Origin of the sequence: Streptomyces sp. NPDC006739, from assembly GCF_042869815.1 — a bacterium.
Taxonomy (GTDB): domain Bacteria; phylum Actinomycetota; class Actinomycetes; order Streptomycetales; family Streptomycetaceae; genus Streptomyces.
The window spans coordinates 52770-70237 of the sequence record NZ_JBIAGM010000026.1 but is presented as its reverse complement, the minus strand read 5'-3'; the positions used below and the strand labels follow the sequence as shown (position 1 = coordinate 70237).

19 protein-coding genes are annotated in these 17468 nt (G+C 71.7%); 4 read left to right on the top strand and 15 right to left on the bottom strand.

Annotated elements, in window-relative coordinates; genetic code table 11:
* Positions 1 to 7: 7 nt before the first annotated feature.
* Positions 8 to 367: an NADH-quinone oxidoreductase subunit A gene (locus ACFYMM_RS35815; RefSeq protein ID WP_007383963.1), complete on the bottom strand. Its 360-nt coding sequence runs from the start codon at positions 365 to 367 to the stop codon at positions 8 to 10.
* 731 nt (positions 368 to 1098) lie between these two features.
* Here ACFYMM_RS35815 and ACFYMM_RS35810 point away from each other — a divergent pair.
* Both ACFYMM_RS35810 and def read left to right on the top strand, forming a co-directional pair.
* Positions 1099 to 1905 carry a C40 family peptidase gene (locus ACFYMM_RS35810; RefSeq protein ID WP_388394678.1) on the top strand — a complete coding sequence of 269 codons (807 nt, stop codon included), beginning with the start codon at positions 1099 to 1101 and terminating at the stop codon, positions 1903 to 1905.
* Positions 1906 to 2032: 127 nt separating this feature from the next.
* Entirely contained in the window at positions 2033 to 2668 is a 636-nt protein-coding gene (gene def, locus ACFYMM_RS35805; protein ID WP_388394675.1) for a peptide deformylase, read from the top strand.
* Positions 2669 to 2743: 75 nt separating this feature from the next.
* Here def and ACFYMM_RS35800 read toward each other — a convergent pair whose 3' ends face one another.
* Positions 2744 to 4027: a geranylgeranyl reductase family protein gene (locus ACFYMM_RS35800; RefSeq protein WP_388394673.1), complete on the bottom strand. Its 1284-nt coding sequence runs from the start codon at positions 4025 to 4027 to the stop codon at positions 2744 to 2746.
* A 100-nt stretch (positions 4028 to 4127) separates the two neighbouring features.
* On the opposite strand from ACFYMM_RS35800, the gene ACFYMM_RS35795 reads away from it, so the two are divergent.
* Both ACFYMM_RS35795 and ACFYMM_RS35790 read left to right on the top strand, forming a co-directional pair.
* The gene (locus ACFYMM_RS35795; RefSeq protein ID WP_388394670.1) at positions 4128 to 4664 is read left to right on the top strand and encodes a GNAT family N-acetyltransferase; all 537 of its coding nucleotides are present in this window, start codon (positions 4128 to 4130) and stop codon (positions 4662 to 4664) included.
* A gap of 157 nt (positions 4665 to 4821) precedes the next feature.
* Positions 4822 to 5139, top strand: coding sequence for a PASTA domain-containing protein (locus ACFYMM_RS35790; RefSeq protein ID WP_388394667.1), 318 nt, complete (start codon positions 4822 to 4824; stop codon positions 5137 to 5139).
* On the opposite strand, the gene ACFYMM_RS35785 is transcribed toward ACFYMM_RS35790, so the two are convergent.
* The 13 genes from ACFYMM_RS35785 to ACFYMM_RS35725 all read right to left on the bottom strand — a co-directional run bounded on the left by ACFYMM_RS35785 (position 5126) and on the right by ACFYMM_RS35725 (position 17467).
* Positions 5126 to 5821: a demethylmenaquinone methyltransferase gene (locus ACFYMM_RS35785; RefSeq protein ID WP_388394665.1), complete on the bottom strand. Its 696-nt coding sequence runs from the start codon at positions 5819 to 5821 to the stop codon at positions 5126 to 5128. The two genes, ACFYMM_RS35790 and ACFYMM_RS35785, sit on opposite strands and share 14 nt — an antisense overlap.
* Positions 5822 to 5881: 60 nt before the next feature.
* Entirely contained in the window at positions 5882 to 6487 is a 606-nt protein-coding gene (locus ACFYMM_RS35780; RefSeq protein WP_388394663.1) for a hypothetical protein, read from the bottom strand.
* A 26-nt stretch (positions 6488 to 6513) separates the two neighbouring features.
* Entirely contained in the window at positions 6514 to 7728 is a 1215-nt protein-coding gene (gene mqnC / locus ACFYMM_RS35775) for a cyclic dehypoxanthinyl futalosine synthase (protein WP_388394661.1), read from the bottom strand.
* 72 nt (positions 7729 to 7800) lie between these two features.
* Complete coding sequence (locus tag ACFYMM_RS35770; protein WP_388394659.1) at positions 7801 to 8658, bottom strand: prepilin peptidase; 858 nt, start codon at positions 8656 to 8658, stop codon at positions 7801 to 7803.
* Positions 8655 to 11600: a BTAD domain-containing putative transcriptional regulator gene (locus ACFYMM_RS35765; protein WP_388394657.1), complete on the bottom strand. Its 2946-nt coding sequence runs from the start codon at positions 11598 to 11600 to the stop codon at positions 8655 to 8657. Before ACFYMM_RS35765 ends, ACFYMM_RS35770 begins: the two co-directional genes overlap by 4 nt.
* A gap of 111 nt (positions 11601 to 11711) precedes the next feature.
* Positions 11712 to 12188, bottom strand: coding sequence for a TadE/TadG family type IV pilus assembly protein (locus ACFYMM_RS35760; RefSeq protein WP_388394655.1), 477 nt, complete (start codon positions 12186 to 12188; stop codon positions 11712 to 11714).
* Entirely contained in the window at positions 12185 to 12622 is a 438-nt protein-coding gene (locus ACFYMM_RS35755) for a TadE/TadG family type IV pilus assembly protein (RefSeq protein ID WP_388394652.1), read from the bottom strand. The genes ACFYMM_RS35760 and ACFYMM_RS35755 overlap by 4 nt, the downstream gene beginning before the upstream one ends.
* Complete coding sequence (locus ACFYMM_RS35750) at positions 12623 to 13063, bottom strand: TadE family protein (protein WP_388394760.1); 441 nt, start codon at positions 13061 to 13063, stop codon at positions 12623 to 12625. It lies immediately after the preceding gene.
* A gap of 46 nt (positions 13064 to 13109) precedes the next feature.
* Entirely contained in the window at positions 13110 to 13361 is a 252-nt protein-coding gene (locus ACFYMM_RS35745) for a hypothetical protein (protein WP_388394649.1), read from the bottom strand.
* Positions 13362 to 13429: 68 nt separating this feature from the next.
* Positions 13430 to 14353: a type II secretion system F family protein gene (locus tag ACFYMM_RS35740; RefSeq protein WP_388394647.1), complete on the bottom strand. Its 924-nt coding sequence runs from the start codon at positions 14351 to 14353 to the stop codon at positions 13430 to 13432.
* Positions 14350 to 15321, bottom strand: a complete 972-nt coding sequence (locus ACFYMM_RS35735) for a type II secretion system F family protein (RefSeq protein WP_388394645.1) — start codon at positions 15319 to 15321, stop codon at positions 14350 to 14352. The genes ACFYMM_RS35740 and ACFYMM_RS35735 overlap by 4 nt, the downstream gene beginning before the upstream one ends.
* 2 nt (positions 15322 to 15323) lie before the next feature.
* Positions 15324 to 16631, bottom strand: coding sequence for a CpaF family protein (locus ACFYMM_RS35730; protein WP_388394643.1), 1308 nt, complete (start codon positions 16629 to 16631; stop codon positions 15324 to 15326).
* Positions 16628 to 17467: a hypothetical protein gene (locus ACFYMM_RS35725; RefSeq protein ID WP_388394641.1), complete on the bottom strand. Its 840-nt coding sequence runs from the start codon at positions 17465 to 17467 to the stop codon at positions 16628 to 16630. The genes ACFYMM_RS35730 and ACFYMM_RS35725 overlap by 4 nt, the downstream gene beginning before the upstream one ends.
* Between the last annotated feature and the right edge of the window lies 1 nt (position 17468).

Below are 17468 nucleotides of genomic sequence, written 5' to 3'. Positions count from 1 at the left end.
AGGCCCCTCAGTCCCATTCCAGGCCGCCGCGCCGCCATACGTACGCGTACGCGACGAAGACGGTGAGCACGAAGAGCAGCATCTCCACGAGCCCGAAAACACCCAGGGCGTCGAAGGTGACGGCCCACGGGTAGAGGAAGACGATCTCGATGTCGAAGACGATGAAGAGCATCGCCGTCAGGTAGTACTTGATGGGGAAGCGCCCGCCGCCGGCCGGCGTGGGGGTCGGCTCGATACCGCACTCATAGGCCTCGAGCTTGGCGCGGTTGTACCGCTTCGGACCGATCAGCGTGGCCATGACCACGGAGAAGATCGCAAAGCCTGCCCCGAGGGCTCCCAGTACGAGGATGGGCGCATAAGCGTTCACCGCTCCTCGCTCCTCTCAGTCGGCGCTGACTGCTGGCGGTTGCATCGGGCTCGTCCGCCACACCGGTCCCACGAGCCCCGCTCGTCCCGGGCGAAGATCGAGAACATGTGAAGCAGGTCACAAGCCCAACTGCCTCGCATCTTATGCCCGACGCTCTGTGATCTGCGACACGGGGTATTGCCCAAGCTTTGTGATCTCCACCACCTGACGAAGGATCATGAAGTCGGATGATCGGTGATCTTCGCACGCCAAGCGTTCAGATGATCACCAGAAGTGACATTTTCACTCGTCACCGCAGGCCGGAGGGCGCGTCTCAATATCAAGAGAGTGCCCTTGCATGCAAATTGGTGCTGGACCGCGCGTCCTGGTAGAGCGCCGCGTTCACACATCAGAGGGAGGCGCGAGCCGGGTGTGGACGCGTGCATGCGTTCACGAGCTGCCGCGCGCGATGGACGCATCAGTTCCGGTAACCGTTCCGTGACCTCCACCACACCCGGAAAGGGCCCCCAGGAACCGGGCTTGGCCAATCACCCCAACCGATGGTAAGCGGGGGGCAATTCGGGCTTAATTGCGATAACCCGTGATCATGGCCGTGATCACTCGCGTCCGCAATGTCCGTTACGGCGTCAATAAGGAATGACATCGCAGGGATTCGGGGTCTCGATTGAGCAACTGTGGCGCAGCACACGTTTCTTGTAGATATGAAGGAGCCCCTGATACCGGTTGTTCCCATGTCCCACACCGCTCACATACGCAGCCACCGGAAGCCCCGCCGCAGCGCGTCGAAAATCGCGATGCGGGCCGGAGTTGCCGGTGGCGTTCTCGGCAGCCTGGCAGTGGCCGGTGCGTCCGGCGCGGCCAACGCGGCCGAGCCGGTGACGCAGACGCTCGAACTGCCCACCCTGACGGCCGACGTGGCCACCCAGGTCGCCCAGTCCGCGGACGCCACGCAGCAGGCTGCCGCGAACTACCAGCTGCAGGCCGAGCGCGACGCGGCCGCCGCAAAGGCCGCGAAGCAGGCCAAGGCGGACCTCGCCGACGCCCAGCAGAAGGCCGAGGCGAAGAAGAAGGCCGACCAGGACGCCCGCAGGGCCGCCGCCGACCGCGCCAACCGCAGCGCCGAGCGGACCACGCTCTCCGCCACGGTGGCCGCCAGCACCTCCACGAGCACGTCCACGGCCACCGGTTCGGCAGCGGCCGTCGTGGCCTTCGTGAAGGCACAGATCGGCAAGGCGTACGTCTCCGGTGCCACCGGTTCGGCCGCCTACGACTGCTCCGGTCTGGTGCAGACGGCCTTCAAGCAGGTGGGCATCAGCCTGCCGCGCGTCTCCCAGGACCAGTCGACGGCCGGCACCCAGGTGTCGCTCGGCAACCTGCAGCCGGGCGACATCCTCTACTGGGGCAGTGCGGGCAGCGCGTACCACGTCGCGGTGTACGTGGGCGACGGCATGTTCGTGGGCGCGCAGAACCCCTCCAGCGGCGTGGGAGAGCACCCGCTGTCCTACGACCCGCCGACCGGCGCCGTGCGGGTGCTCTGACAGCACCCCACCCATCGCGCGTCAGGGGCCGCAGCCGCTCGGGGGCAGCGGCCCTTGCGTGTGTCCTGGCATGCTCGGCACGGGCCGTCGGCCGACGGTCCGTGCGTCCGAGCGAGGAGACAGCGCGATGCCACGCGTGTTCGTCCAGGGAAACCCCGTCGACTACTACCCCCGGCTCGCCCCCGAGGCCCGGCGCGGGTCGGTGCGCCGTATCACCGAGGTCGGTGAGGAGGTCCTGCACAAGCCGTGCCGGGACGTCACCGAGTTCGGGCCCGACCTGGCCGCGCTCATCGACGACATGTTCCTCACCATGTACGTCGCCGACGGGGCGGGACTGGCGGCGAATCAGGTCGGCGTCGATCTGCGGCTGTTCGTGTACGACTGCCCCGATGACGACGGAATCCGACATGTCGGACACATTGTCAATCCGGTGCTGGAACCGCTCGGCGCGGGCGGCCGGCGGCTGCTCGACGAGGGTGAGGGATGCCTGTCGGTGCCGGGCGCCCGGATGGACGTACCGCGCCCGGACCGGGCCGTCGTGAGGGGGCAGGACAAGGACGGCCGTCCGCTCGTCGTCGAGGGCACCGGGTACTTCGCGCGCTGCCTGGCCCACGAGACCGACCACACCCACGGGTACGTGTACCTGGACCGGCTCTCCAAGCGGGAGCGAAGGCAGGCCCTGCGGCAGACGGCGGACCGGCGGGAAGAGGTCTTCGCCCGCCGGGCCGCCAAGGCGGCGGCTCTCACCGCCCAGGAGCACTGACCCGAGCCGCCCGGGTCACGCCTTTGGACTCACGCCTGCGGATTCTTCGGAGTCACGCCCGCGGAATCTTCGGAGTCACGCCTTCGGGGCCACCTTGCTCAGGCCGTTGATGATGCGGTCCATCGCGTCGCCGCCGGTCGGGTCGGTGAGGTTGGCGAGGAGCTTCAGGGCGAACTTCATCAGCACCGGGTGGGTCAGGCCGCGCTGGGTGGCGATCTGCATGACCTTCGGGTTGCCGATGAGCTTCACGAAGGCGCGGCCCAGCGAGTAGTAGCCGCCGTAGGTGTCCTTGAGGACGCGCGGGTAGCGCTGGAGGGCGAGTTCCCGGCCGCTGGGCGTGGCCCGCGCGTGGGCCTGGACGATGACGTCGGCGGCGATCTGGCCGGACTCCATGGCGTAGGCGATGCCCTCGCCGTTGAAGGGGTTCACCAGGCCGCCGGCGTCGCCGACGAGCAGCAGGCCCTTGGTGTAGTGGGGCTGGCGGTTGAAGGCCATGGGGAGGGCGGCGCCGCGGATCGGGCCCGTCATGTTCTCCGGTGTGTAACCCCAGTCCTCCGGCATGGAGGCGCACCAGGCCTTGAGGACCTCGCGCCAGTCCAGTTCCTTGAAGGAGTCGGAGGTGTTCAGGACGCCCAGGCCGACGTTCGAGGTGCCGTCGCCCATGCCGAAGATCCAGCCGTAGCCGGGCAGCAGGCGGTCCTGCGGGCCGCGGCGGTCCCACAGCTCCAGCCAGGACTCCAGGTAGTCGTCGTCATGGCGCGGGGAGGTGAAGTACGTACGGACGGCGACGCCCATCGGGCGGTCCTCGCGGCGGTGCAGGCCCATCGCGAGGGAGAGTCGGGTGGAGTTGCCGTCGGCGGCGACGACGAGCGGCGCGTGGAAGGTGACCTCGCGCTTGTCCTCACCGAGCCTGGCGGTCACCCCGGTGATGCGGCCGGTGCGGTCGTCGACGACGGGGCCGGAGACGTTGCAGCGCTCGTAGAGGCGGGCGCCCGCCTTCTGGGCCTGGCGGGCGAGCTGCTCGTCGAAGTCGTCGCGCTTGCGGACGAGTCCGTAGTCGGGGAAGGAGGCGAGATCCGGCCAGTCCAGCTGCAGCCGGGAGCCGCCGCCGATGATGCGCAGGCCCTTGTTGCGCAGCCAGCCCGCCTCCTCGGAGATGTCGATGCCCATGGCGACGAGTTGCTTGACGGCGCGCGGGGTGAGCCCGTCGCCGCAGACCTTCTCGCGCGGGAACTCGGTCTTTTCCAGCAGGAGTACGTCGAGTCCGGACCTGGCGAGGTGGTAGGCGGTGGTGGAGCCGGCTGGCCCCGCGCCCACGACGATCACGTCGGCGGTGTTGTCGGAGAGGGGCTCGGTCACGGCGGGATCTCCCCCAAGGTTCGAAATCTGCGTGCCGACCGGCACTGGACATGGGCAGTCTATTCAGCAGAATTGATCACCCGGCTGAAGGGCTGCCCCCGTGAACCGACCCCTCCCCGCAGTACGGCTGCGCGTCCCCACCCACGAGGACGCGTTCGCCTGGCACCGGGTCTTCGACGACCCCGAGGTCATGGAGTTCCACGGTGGCAGGCCGGCGGCGCTGTCGGTCTACGAGGAGCTGACCGCCCGCCAGCGCCGGCACGACGCCGAGCGGGGTTTCTGCCTCTGGTCGATGCTCGACGAGGCGGGCGAGGTCATCGGGTTCACGGGCGCCCAGCCGTGGCCGCAGGAGTGGGGGCCGAGCGGTGAGACGGAGATCGGGTGGCGGCTCGGGCGGGCGTACTGGGGGCAGGGGTACGCCACCGCCGCGGCGCGCGAGACCCTGGAGCGGGTGCGCGCGGCCGGCGTGCACGACGTGGTGGCCATGATCCGGCCCGGCAACGCGCGTTCCATCGCGGTGGCACGGCGCCTCGGCATGGAACCGGCCGAGACCTATACGCACCCGAGACTGAACGAGCCCGCCCTGTGTTTCCGGCTCACCGTGCGCTCCGGCGACGAAGACTCCGTCGCTCGGTAGTCAAGCAACCGGCATACAAGCAACCGACATTGAAGTAACGGAAAGTAGTCGACTGTCACAGAAAGACACCTGGAGCTTCCGGGCGGCGCATGCCGGAGTTACCCTGCCAGTACCGCTGGGGGTGACATCTGTGCGCATAACACCCAATACATCCGAAGTGCGCGTGCCGCGGCTGGTCGGTCTGATGGCCGTGGACGCGCGCGAGACGGCCCGGGCGCGGGGCCTGTTCCTGAACGCGCCGGACCGGCCGGACTTCCACCGCGCGGTCGTCGACTACGTCGTACGCCAGTACCCGCAGCCCGGGGCGGAGATCCCGCCGGACTCCATGGTGTACGTGTGGTTCGACTTCGGCGAGGGAGAGGGCGGCGGAGGCGTGCGCGAGCCACGCATCCCCAGGCCGCCCACGGGCGGGTTGCGACGCGAGCTGGACGAACCGGGCGACCCGTACGCCGTCGTCGGCTTCAGCTCTCCTTGAAGCCCCGGTGGAGGGCGACCACACCACCGGTGAGATTGCGCCAGGCCACCTTCGACCAGCCCGCCTTGCGCAGCCGCTCGGCCAGCGCGGGCTGGTCGGGCCAGGCGCGGATGGACTCGGCGAGGTAGACGTAGGCGTCCGGGCTGGAGGAGACGGCCCGCGCGACCGGCGGCAGGGCGCGCATCAGGTACTCGGTGTAGACGGTCCGGAAGGGCGCCCAGGTCGGGTGCGAGAACTCGCAGATCACCACCCGGCCGCCGGGGCGGGTCACCCGGTACATCTCCCGCAGGGCCGCGTCCGTGTCCTGCACGTTGCGCAGCCCGAAGGAGATCGTCACGGCGTCGAAGGTGTCGTCCTTGAACGGCAGCCTCGTCGCGTCGCCGGCCGTGAACGGCAGCCAGGTGGTGCGCTTCTTGCCGACCTGGAGCATCCCGAGGGAGAAGTCGCAGGGGACGACGTACGCGCCCGTGCGGGCGAAGGGCAGCGAGGAGGTGCCCGTGCCGGCGGCGAGATCCAGGACCTTCTGCGCGGGGCGCGCGTCGACCGCCCTCGCGACCTCCTTGCGCCAGCGGCGGTCCTGGCCGAGCGACAGGACGTCGTTCGTCAGGTCGTACCGTTCCGCCACGTCGTCGAACATCGAGGCGACTTCGTGCGGCTGCTTGTTCAGGGAAGCGCGGGTCACCGGGCCATTCTTACAGGCCGCGCGCGGGGAAGGACCCGGGGCTTCCCGTTCGCCGCCCCGTCAGCGGCGGCGGTACACCAGGCGGCCCGCGACCACCGTGGCCACACAGGTCCCGGCCCCGCGTTCGGCCAGCTCCGTCTCGTCGCGTACGTCGAACACGGCGAACCTGGCGGCGGATCCGCGCGCGCGCTCGCTCGGGAACATCAGCGGCAGCCCGCAGGCGTACGGATCGAGGGACGGTGTTCCCCCGGGCTCCCCGATACGGCCCATGACGCCCAGTCCGGTGCGCCGCACGGCGTCCTGCACCGCACGGTTGCGCAGGGGAGCGCAGGCCGCCGTGACCGTGCCGTGCGCCAGCATGCGCTGCACCCCGCGCCGGGCGCTCGCGCCCCAGCGGGCGTCGTCGAGGGCGAGCGCCGCGAGCGCGTCCCCGGTCAGCGGCTCGGTGCCCAGTTCGTCGGCCTCGCGCGGATCGGGGTGGTACGCCTGCTCCAGCAGTTCCGTGCCGTGCAGGTTGACCAGCCCGGACGTGAGGATGCCGGGCCAGGTGCGCACGCGCGCGTGCGGGTGCGCCGCGAGGAGTCCCTCCAGGGGCCCGGCGTCCGCGATCCAGGCACCCTGGACGGCGAGGGCGTGGCCCCTGGAGTCCGCGTGGATCGTCAGCACCGGCGGGTCGCTTCGGTCGGCACGGCTCAGTTGGACGTCAGCAGCTTCAGCTCGGGATGCGCCGTGCCGCCCGCGATCGCCGTGGAGGAGATGTGGGAGACCACACGGTCGTCGACGGGGTCGTTCGCCGGGTCGTCGTGGACGACGAGGTGCTCGTAGGTCGTCGCGCGCTGCGCCGGGACGCGTCCCGCCTTGCGGATCAGGTCGATGATCTCCAGGCGGTTGGAGCGGTGCTTGGCGCCGGCGGAGGAGACGACGTTCTCCTCCAGCATGATCGAACCGAGGTCGTCGGCGCCGTAGTGCAGGGACAGCTGGCCGACCTCCTTGCCGGTGGTCAGCCAGGAACCCTGGATGTGCTGGACGTTGTCCAGGAAGAGGCGGGCGATCGCGATCATCCGCAGGTACTCGAACAGGGTCGCCTGGGTGCGGCCCTTCAGATGGTTGTTCTCGGGCTGGTAGGTGTACGGGATGAACGCGCGGAATCCGCCCGTGCGGTCCTGTACGTCCCGGATCATGCGCAGGTGTTCGATCCGCTCGGCGTTGGTCTCGCCGGTACCCATCAGCATGGTGGAGGTGGACTCGACGCCCAGCCGGTGCGCGGTCTCCATGATCTCCAGCCAGCGCTCGCCGCTCTCCTTCAGCGGGGCGATGGCCTTGCGCGGCCGCTCCGGCAGCAGTTCGGCGCCGGCGCCGGCGAAGGAGTCCAGACCCGCCCGGTGGATGCGGGTGATGGCCTCCTCCACCGAGACGCCGCTGATCCGGGCCATGTGCTCGACCTCGGAGGCGCCCAGCGAGTGGATCACCAGCTGGGGGAAGGCGTCCTTGATGGCGCGGAAGTGCTCCTCGTAGTACTCGACGCCGTAGTCCGGGTGGTGACCGCCCTGGAACATGATCTGGGTGCCGCCCAGTTCGACGGTCTCGGCGCAGCGCCGCAGGATGTCGTCGAGGTCGCGGGTCCAGCCCTTGGCGGTGTCCTTGGGGGCGGCGTAGAACGCGCAGAACTTGCACGCCGTGACGCACACGTTCGTGTAGTTGATGTTGCGCTCGATGATGTACGTGGCGATGTGCTCGACACCGGCGTACTTGCGGCGGCGCACGGCGTCGGCGGCGGCGCCCAGCGCGTGCAGCGGCGCGTCGCGGTAGAGGACGAGCGCCTCTTCCGGGGTGATCCGTCCACCGGCGGCGGCACGGTCGAGCACGGCTGTGACATCAAAAGACGTGAGGTCGGCCTTCTCGGGCACCGGTGCGTCCCTTTCGTCAAGGGGTGTGGACGGACCGAACCAGCCTACGCCAGGCCCTTCACCGTCCGGACCTCAGGCCGCGTACGCCCCGATCAGAAGTCCCGCGAAGGCGCCCGCGAGGAGGAACGGCCCGAACGGGATCGCCGTCTTGCGCCCCGCCCGGCGCACGACGACCAGCGCGCCGCCGTACAGCGCCCCGAACAGGAAGCCGGCGAAGGTGCCGAGCATCAGGGTCGGCCAGCCGTACCAGCCCAGTACGGCTCCCATGCCGAGCGCCAGCTTCACGTCGCCGAAGCCCATGCCGGCCGGGTTGACGAGGAACAGCACGAAGTAGCCGCCGCCGAGCGCGAGGGCGCCGTAGAGGGCGGTGGGCCAGCCGCCGGCGTGCTCGGGCAGCAGCGCGGCCAGGCCGAGGAGGGCGAGGGCGGCGGCGGCGAGCGGGAGCGTCAGCGGGTCGGGCAGCCGCCGCACCCGGAAGTCCACCACCGCAAGCAGCACGCCGAGCGGTGCCAGCAGCAGCCAGACGCCCAGTTCGGGCCGGGTACCGGTGGCGGCGGCGAGGGCGGCGCAGACGAGGGCGGTGGCGACGGCGAGGAGGGGCAGGGAAGGACCGTACGACGAACCACCCGAAGCGCCGTACGACGAACCACCCGAGGCGCCGTGCGACGCGTCACCGGAGCCGGCGTCCGGCCAGTCGCCGGAGCCACCGTCCGGCGCGTCACCCGGGCCGCCGGGCGCCGCTGACAGGGCCTGTGCGCACCGCGCGCATCGCCCCCGTCCCAGCCATCCCCGCACCGGGTGCCCGCCGGGGCACAGTTCCCGCCAGGGCTCCCCCGCCGGGGCGCAGAAGCGGTAGGCGGCGCGGGGCAGGAGGGCGCCCGCCGCCGCGCCCCAGAGGGCGGCGGCGGCCACCAGCGGCAGATCGCTCATCCGGCCGCTGCGGCGCCGTCGCGCCAGGTCGGCAGCAGTTCGTCGAGCAGCGCTTCGGTGCGCGGCGGCAGGCCGCGGGCCCCGCTGCGGCCGACGAGGTCGGCGGCGACGGTGCGCAGCTGGGCCGGGTCGCCGGTGGCGTGCGTGGCGCGCAGCAGCTCGTTCCACAGACGCTCGTCGTCCGGTGCGGAGTTCAGGGCGGCGCCCAGCGCCTCGATGGCCCGCTCCGCCCGGTCCTTCTCCAGGTGGAACGCGGACAGCGCGAGGCCGATGTCGGCGACGAGCAACGGGAGTTGCGCGTCGATGATCTCGTGGGTGAGCCAGCGGTAGCGGCCCTCGGGCCGGTCGGCGAGCAACGGTCCGCGCACCAGGACCAGCGCGTCGGTGAGCAGCCGTCCGCGCACGGCGCGGCTGTCGACGCCCTTGCCCTGGGTGGCCTCGTGGTAGAGGGAGCGCAGCACGTCCAGATCGGAGACGACGGACTTGGCCAGCGTGAGCCGCCCGGTCTCGTCGGTGCCCAGCCGGGCCCCGCCGTCCGGGTCGGTGCCGAGCCAGACGCGCAGCCGCTCCACCAGCGCGTCCCGTACGTCCTCGGTGACGCCGCGCGGCCACAGCGCGGAGGCCAGCACGCGCGGGTGCACACCCTCGCGGTGCAGGAGCAGCAGGGCGAGCGCCTCGTGGAGCAGGGCGCTGCGTTCGCCGTCCGGGGTGTCGAGGCCGATGATCTCGTACGGCCCCACCAGGCGCGCGTAGACGGCGGGCCGCCCCTGTTCGCTGATGTCGACGAGGAACGGCGGGCTGGTGGCCGGCCCGTCCGGGTCGTGCTCGGGGTCGGCCGCCGCGAACAGTTCGACGACCGCGCGCTGCTGGGCGGCCGGCAGCAGCTGGGCGTCGAGTTCGAGTCCGAGGAGCGGGGCGAGCAGCCTGCCCTGGCCGGTGATCTCCATCTCCCAGGCGGCGCCGGGCAGCTCCCCGGTCTCGGTGCCGACGAGGTAGCCGATGCCGAGCCGGCCGGCGTCGGCGGCGAGTTCGGCGAGCTTGACGGCGTCCTGCGCGTTGGGCTGGGCGGCGAGCAGGACGAGGTGCGGGGCCCAGCGGGTGTGCTGGGCCGGGCCGGTGCGTCCGGTGAGGACCGAGTCGTGGCCCGCCGCGCCCAGCGCGCCCCGGCGCTGCCGCGTCTCGGCCTCCATGGTCTCGATGAGCGCCTCGATGCCGTCCAGGTGGCGCAGCCGGTTGGGGGCGAGGGCGGTGAGGTCCTCGCCGAAGCCGACGAGGGTGATGGTCATACGGTCGGACCAGCCGTTGGTGGCGAGTTCGGCGGCGACGGAGGCGAACACGGCGGCCCGGTCGGCCTCGCGACCGCTGAGCGAGACGATACCGGGGACGGCCTCCAGGTTGAGCAGGAGCCGTGAGTCGTCCATGGTGCCGAGGCTGACGAGGCCGGGGTAGGGGGCGGCGGTGTCGACGTCCTCGTACTTCCCGGCGTCGGTACGGGCCAGGGTCCAGAACGTCTGGTCCTGCCCGAGCCGCCAGGGCGCCGGCGGCTTCCCGGACGGCTGGGCGAGCTGGAGGTGCAGGTCGCCGTGGGTGAGCCAGGCCGCGTAGACGACGGGCAGCGCACGGGACTCGGCGGTGAGCGAGGCGGCCAGGCCCCGCAGGGAGCGGTCGAGCAGTCGTACGGCCTCGGGGTCGGCGCCGACGAGCAGCGCGTCCTGAACGTCCTGGGCGTCCCCGGTCGGCGTGGGCGGCTCCATGCCGTGCCGTCCGCCGACCGCGCCGAGCGCGGACTGCCACAGCGCCTGGCGCCGGCGGCGGCCGAGGGCGCCGAGGAGGCCGGCGGCGAGGAGGGGAGCGCCGACGAGGGCGTCGGGCAGGCCGAAGGAGTGTCCGGCGGAGTGCGCCGGGGCCGGGTCGGCGTGCTGCGGCTGTCCCTCGTGTCCGCCGGTGCCGTCGGAGGCGGGGTGCTGCTGGGGCGGGGCGACGTGGGAGGCGCCGCCGCCGTGGTGCTGGGCGTGGTGGCCGGACTTGGCGTAGTCGTGGATCTGGTGCTGGACGTGCGGGGAGACATGGGCGTCGGGCATCTCGACCAGCTCGCCGCCGTGCGCGTCGGCCGGCATTTCCATGATCCAGCCGGGCCGGATGAGGCTGGCCTCGGAGAGCCGGGAGCCGTCGGGCTGGATCCGGTCCTTGTTGAGCTGGTAGATCTCCTTGTACCGGCGGCCGTCGCCGAGGTGCCGTTGGGCTATCTCCCAGAGGGAGTCGTGGTGGCGGCCCTCGGGCGGCTGGATGCGGTAGTACTTCGTGCCGCCCTCCTCGGCATGGTGAGCGGCCCCGGCCTGGGCGGCGGCGTGGGAGGCCTGTTGGGCGAGGGCGGCGGCGGTGTCGGCGGCCTTCTCCTGCTGCTGGACCAGGATGCCGGGGGTCTGCTGGGCCGCGGCGACGGTGCCCTTCTGATTGCCCTCCATGCCGTGCCCGAGCTGCGACAGGCCCGGGGTGAAGCTCGCGGCCGTGGCGCCGACCAGCAGCAACGCGGCGACGAGCTGCCGGGCGAGCAACTGGCTGGGGCCGGCGCCGGGCACCCGGCCGGGCAGGCCGACGCCGGAGAGCGCGGCCTTCACCTCCACCAGCACGCAGGCGGTGAACTGGGCCCAGGCGAGCCAGACGATCACCGTGAGCACGTGCAGGAAGGTCTGCACCGTGATCTCGGACTGCAGCCAGTCCAGTTTCGGCACGCCGTGCGGCAGCGGCCAGCCGACCTCCACGGCGAGCGCGCCGGGCACGCCGACGACCAGGACGAGCAGCGCGACGAACGCGAGGAACGCCTTGACGAGGTCGCCGAAGGTGCGCCGCCGTACGCGCACCGGCTGCGGTGTCCGATTCCGCGGGCTCGTCGGGCCCGCCGAGGGGCTTCCCGTCGAGCCTGATGTGCTGCGTCGCGCCATGGCGGGTTTCCTGGGTCGTAGGTGGGAGGGGCGGCCCGGTGTGGGCCGGACTGCAGAGATCCTATTGAGTCGCGTTCCGGGAGGGCCGAGTCGCGTTCCGGGAGGGCCGCCTCAGCCGACCTCGTTCTCGGCGACCGCCCGCCCGTGCACGACCACGTCGCCGCTGTAGAACATGCCCGTGAGGACCGGCTGGTACGTCAACTGCACGTCCACCTCGACCTGTTGGGCGTCGGCGGAGACGCAGTGCGTCGCGGCGATGTCCGTGGTGCTCATCTTCATCTCGGTGGCGAAGGCCTTCACCCGGGCGTCGCAGTCCTGGGAGTTGATCGGGGCCGCGCCGCCCTGGTTGTCGTAGAGCGCCTCCTTGTCGATGTCCTGGGCGGCGTAACGGGCGGCCTGTTCCGCGATGTCGGCGGCCCGCTCGCGCTTGGAGATGGACAGACCGCCGTCGATCACGAACGCCGAGAGGGTCAGGAACACCAGCGCGAAGATGATCACCGCGCCGGCTCCGGAACCCCGGTCGTCGAGCTGCCCGGCCCGCACGGCCCACCAGGCCCGTACGACACGTTTCACACCCGTCCCGCTCACGCCGACCTCCGGAACGGGTCCAGCGGCGAGGAGAAGCTCGCCGACAGGTGCGTCGGGATGTTGAGGCCCAGCATGGCCAGGCCGCGTACCTGGCAGCTCACCTCGACCGTGAAGAGGGTGTCGGGCGCGAAGCCCTGGCTGGTCTGGACGACGGACACCGGACCGGAGCAGACGTCCGAGAGGTCCGCCTGAGCGGCCCTGCGGGCCTCCGACATGGCCGTGGCGTGGTCCTTCTGGATCGAACCGGCTCGGGCCGCGTCCCGCGCCGCGCCGTCGAGCGCGCCCCGGCCGTCGACGAGTTGGCCGAAGGCGACCAGCACCAGGATGAACAGGATCATCACCGGGGCCAGGATGACGACCTCGATGGTCGACAGCCCCTGGTCCCGGGCCGCCACCGGGACCCGGGCGGTCACCCGCTCCTGGACGGAGAGCATCTAGTTGCCCTCCTTCACGAACCGCTCCACCGGCCCCGACGACTGCGCGTGCACCGTCAGGTCGAGCCCGGGGAACACCGTAGGCACCCGCGCCGAGATCTCCACGCCCACCGTGTTCCGCTCCGGCTGGAGCATCCGCACGTCCGGCGACAGCACCAGCTGCGGGCCGAGCTGGCGGATGTAGGAGTCGACCACGTCCCGTGCCTCGCCGCGCCACGCGCCGGGCTGCGCGTCGGCCGTGGCGCGCGCCTTGCGGGCACCCGCCTGGGCCGCCGCCTGGGCCACGTGGTCGGCGAAGAAGTACAGCGCGAACTGGACCGTCGCGAAGATCATGAAGAAGAGGACGGGGGTGAGCAGCACGAACTCGATCGCGGTCATGCCGGAGTCACCGCGCGCGGCCTCCGCCCGACGGCGCGCCCATCTGCCCACGCCCACACACATCCCCGTCATCCCCGTTGTCGTGGCTGAACCAGCTCTGGTACGGCGGTCAGCAGGTCTTGTCCGCGCTGGCGCCCTTGATGCAGTCGCCGACGTGGGTCGCGCCGCTCTTCAGCGCCGTGTTGATGATCGCGGCCACCACCCCGACGATCGCCACGACGACCGCCGAGATGATGACCCACTCCACGGCGGAGGCGCCGCGGTCGAGTTCGCCGGAGCGGGCCCGCCGCACCCGGCCCTGCAGGTAGGTCACCAGGAAGTCCACGGCCGGGATCCCGGTGCCGACGTTCCGTCCGTTCATGATGGGTTGTCCCCTCAGTCCTCTTCAGTCCTGTCGATACAGCAGTTGGCGAAGGTTCTCGAATCAGCTCACACCTGGAACACCCGCATCGCCGCCGGGAAGATCAGGAACACCAGGAAGCCGGCGCACAGCAGCAGCTGGGCCACCAGCATCGACTGGGACTTCTCGCCCGCGCTGCCCTCGATCTCGGAGAGTTCGCGGTGCCGCATGGTCTCGGCGCGGGAGGCCAGTGACTCGCGCACCTTGGCGCCGTCGTCGGCGACCAGCGCCAGCGAGGCCGACAGGTCCTTCAGCTCCTCGACGCCCAGTTCCTCGCCCAGCGCGCCGAGCGCCTGCCACTGGCTGTGGCCGGTGATCCGGGCGTCGGCGAGGGCGTTGCGGATGCGCTGGTTGGCCCAGCCGTCGGAGATCTCGGCCGCCGCCATCAGCGCCTCGGGCAGACCGCGGCCGCCGGCCAGGCTCATCGACACCAGGTCCAGATAGGCGCCGATCACCCGCCTGAGGTCGCGGCGCTTGTCGGTCGCGTCCCGCCGCGCCTCCAGGTCGGGCAGGAAGAAGAACAGGGCCGCGCAGGCGAGGGCCAGCCAGACCGGGATGACCGGGCTGTGGCCGAAGCCCATCGTCCACACCACCGCGAACAGCAGCGGCCCGAAGAGCAGACCGGCGCAGGCCAGCAGCACCTTGGTCGCCAGGAACCTCTCCCAGCTGCGGTCCAGCACCGCCAGGTCCGCGCGCAGCGACCGCTGTTCCCAGCCCTGCTGCAGATAGAACTCGGCCACGCGCGCGCCCACTTCGGCGCGCAGCGAGCCGAAGCGTCCGCTCTCCCTGGCCTGCTGGCGCGTGGACTCGTACGCCGCTCCCCGCGCCCGCATCGCGTCGATCCGGGCGACCTGCGAGACGGCGCTGCGCCGGGACGGCATGAGGGCGCGGATCAGGGCGTAGACGCCCAGTCCGAAGATCACGCCGACGATGATCGGCATCGTCAGGTTCACCGTCGTACACCTTCCTCGGACGGGAGCGGCTGCTGCGGCGCGGGCGTGCTGCGCGGCCGTACGAACTGCACGGAGGCCTCGTCGCGCACCAGGAACCGTTCGGGGGTCTCGATGGTCGACAGCTTGCGCAGCCACCAGAAGCCGAGCGCGAACAGGCCGCAGACGACGGCGAGGACGAGCTGGCCGACAGGCGTGCCGTACGGCGAGACGAAGTCGCGGTTGAAGACGGCGAGGCCGAGGACGAAGGCGACCGAGACCGCGACGACGATCTGCACCGAGCGCCGGGTGGAGGCGCGCTGGGCCATCACGCGCTGACGCATGTCGACCTCCTCGCGCGCCGACTTGGCGAGCGCGCCCAGCACCTGGCGCAGACCGGGGCCGCGCAGCCGGGCGTTGAGGATCAGGGCGGCGACGATGATGTCCGCGGAGGCGTCGTCGATCTCGTCGGCGAGCAGCTGGAGCGCGTCGGGCAGCGGGGTGCGGGCGCGCAGCCGGTCCACGAGGGCGTCGAGGTGGGACCGCAGGACGGGGGCGGCGGCCCGGGCGGAGGCGGGGATGGCCTGTTCCAGGCCGACCGCGCCCGCGATGGTGTCGCGCAGCGACTCCGTCCAGGAGGCGAGGGCCTCCACGCGGCGCATGGCGGCCCGTTCCTCGGCGGCGCCGCCGAAGAGCCGGTCCCAGAAGAAGACGAGGACACCGGCCGCGATGCCGGCCACCGCCCAGCGGGTCAGCAGCAGTACCACGAGCCCGACGATGGCGGCGAGCGAGCCGCGCCGGCCGGCGAAGCGGAGCAGCTCGGCGGCGCGTTCCTCGGCCTTCTGCCGCTCGTGCGCGGGCTTGGCGGGCAGGCCGCGGAGCGCGACCAGGAGCAGCGCGAGCCCGCCGCCGACGGCGACTCCGCTGCCGATGGCGTACAGGACGGTGGTGGAGAAGAGCCCGCCGAGCGAGCCGAGTGAACTCAGGTTCATGCTCACCCCCACGCCCCGTGCGGCTGGTAGCCGTAGGCCATCAGGTCCTCCAGGCAGGCTATGGGCGCGTGCGGTACGACCCGTCCGTCGGGCGCCTCGGCGAAGACCTCGCTGGACAGCACGCGGCCGTCGACGCCGTTGACCTCGCGCACGGAGGTGACCATGCGCTGGAGGCGGCCGCCGGTCTGGTAGTTGTTGCGCCGCTGGATGAAGACGACGAAGTTCACCGCGCCCGCGATCAGCATCTGGCTGGCCTCGATGGGCAGTCGCTCGGAGGCCTGCAGCGCGTAGGTGGAGATGCGGTTGAAGACCTCGCTGGAGCTGTTGGCGTGGATCGTGGACAGCGAGCCGTCGTTGCCCTGGGACATCGCGTTCAGCATGGTCACGATCTCGTCGCCGAGGACCTCACCGACGATGACGCGGGAGGGGTTCATGCGCAGCGAGCGGCGGACCAGCTCGGCCATGGAAATGGTGCCCTGGCCCTCGGAGTTGGGCAGCCGTTCCTCGAAGGCGACGACGTTCGGGTGCAGGTCGGGGAAGGTGTCGAGGCCCAGCTCCAGCGCGCGCTCGACGGTGATGAGCCGCTCGTGCGGCGGGATCTCGTTGGCGAGGGCCCGCAGCAGCGTCGTCTTTCCGGCGTTCGTGGCGCCCGCGATCATGATGTTCTTGCGGGCGCGGACCGCGCAGGCCATGAAGTGCGCGACCTCGGGGGTCAGCGTGCCGTTGCCGACCAGGTCGGAGATGAACACCTTGCCCATGCGCGCCCGTCGGATGGACAGCGCGGGCCGCCGGGCGACGTCCATGACGGCGGAGAGCCGCGAACCGTCGGGCAGCCGCAGGTCGAGCTGCGGGTTGGCGGAGTCGAAGGGCCGGGACGACAGACCCGAGTAGGCGCCGAGCACCTGGATCAGCTCGATGAGTTCCTCGTCGGTCTCGGCGACCGGCTCCCCCTTCGTCTCCCGCCCGTCCGCGTAGCCGACGAACACCTGGTCGCACCCGTTGATGTCGATGTTCTCGACCTCGGGGTCGTCGAGCAGCGGCTGGAGCCGGCCGACGCCGAACAGCGCGGCGTGCACGGCGGCCGCGTACTGCTCCTCGGTGTCGGCGTCCAGCGGTGTGCGGCCCGCGTTGATCTCGGTGCGGGCGTAGTCCTCGAGGATCTGGGCGATGACGGCACGGGCGTACTGCCGCTCGTCCTCGCTGGACATCGGTGTGACGGCGTTGACCTGGTCGAGACGGCGCTGCTCGGCGATACGGTCACCGGCGTCCTGCCGGAACCGCTTGACCAGCTGGTGGTCGACAGCGGTCATCGCCCGGCCCCCGCGTGGGGCACCTGGGTCGGTACGGTCCAGGCGGCGCCGTACTGCTGGTGGATGTCCGCGGTGATCTTGCGGGCCGAGCGGATCAGCAGGGACTTGTCGAGGCGCCCGCGCTTGCGGCCGGCCAACTGGTCGGCGCCGGTGGGGTCGTCGGCGAGGGTGCCCACGACGCGGGCGCCGGTCTGGGCGTGCACCAGCATGTCGTTGACCTGGTTGACCAGCTTGCCGGAGCTGCCCGGGTCGGCGATCAGGACGACGCCGATGAGCGGGGTGGCGAGGGCGGCGGCGCCGCGCGGGCCGCCGTGCAGCTTGGCGGAGAGCGCGGCGGCGCGGTCCCGGACGCGGGCGATGGCCTCGGGCTCGGTACGGCTGACCAGCAGGACGAGGGCGGCGTGCGGGAACAGTTCGACGGCCGGGGTGTCCCCGCTGATACGGCCGCAGTCGGCGATGACGTCCGCGGGGGCGTTCGGGGAGTCGGCGAGGGCGGCGAAGGCGCGGCCCAGGGTGGGCCACAGCCCCGCCAGACCGGTGGCCTGCTCGGCGATGCCGAGGCCCACCAGCACTTCGAGGCCGCCGCTGAGCGGCTGGACGTGGTCCCACAGCTGGTCGGGGACGAGGCCGCGCCGGGCGGTCGCGGCTATGGACAGCATCCCGGTGTTGGGGTTCAGCGGCCCGCCGTGCGCGGCGGCGCTGCGGTACACCAGGTCGCCGCCGGCCGGGTCGGTCTCGGCGAGCAGTGTCCGGCGCGGCCAGACGGCGGCGAGGGCGACGGCCGCCGTGGTGACGCCGGGGGAACCCTTGTCGGCGGCGATTGCGATGAGCGCCATG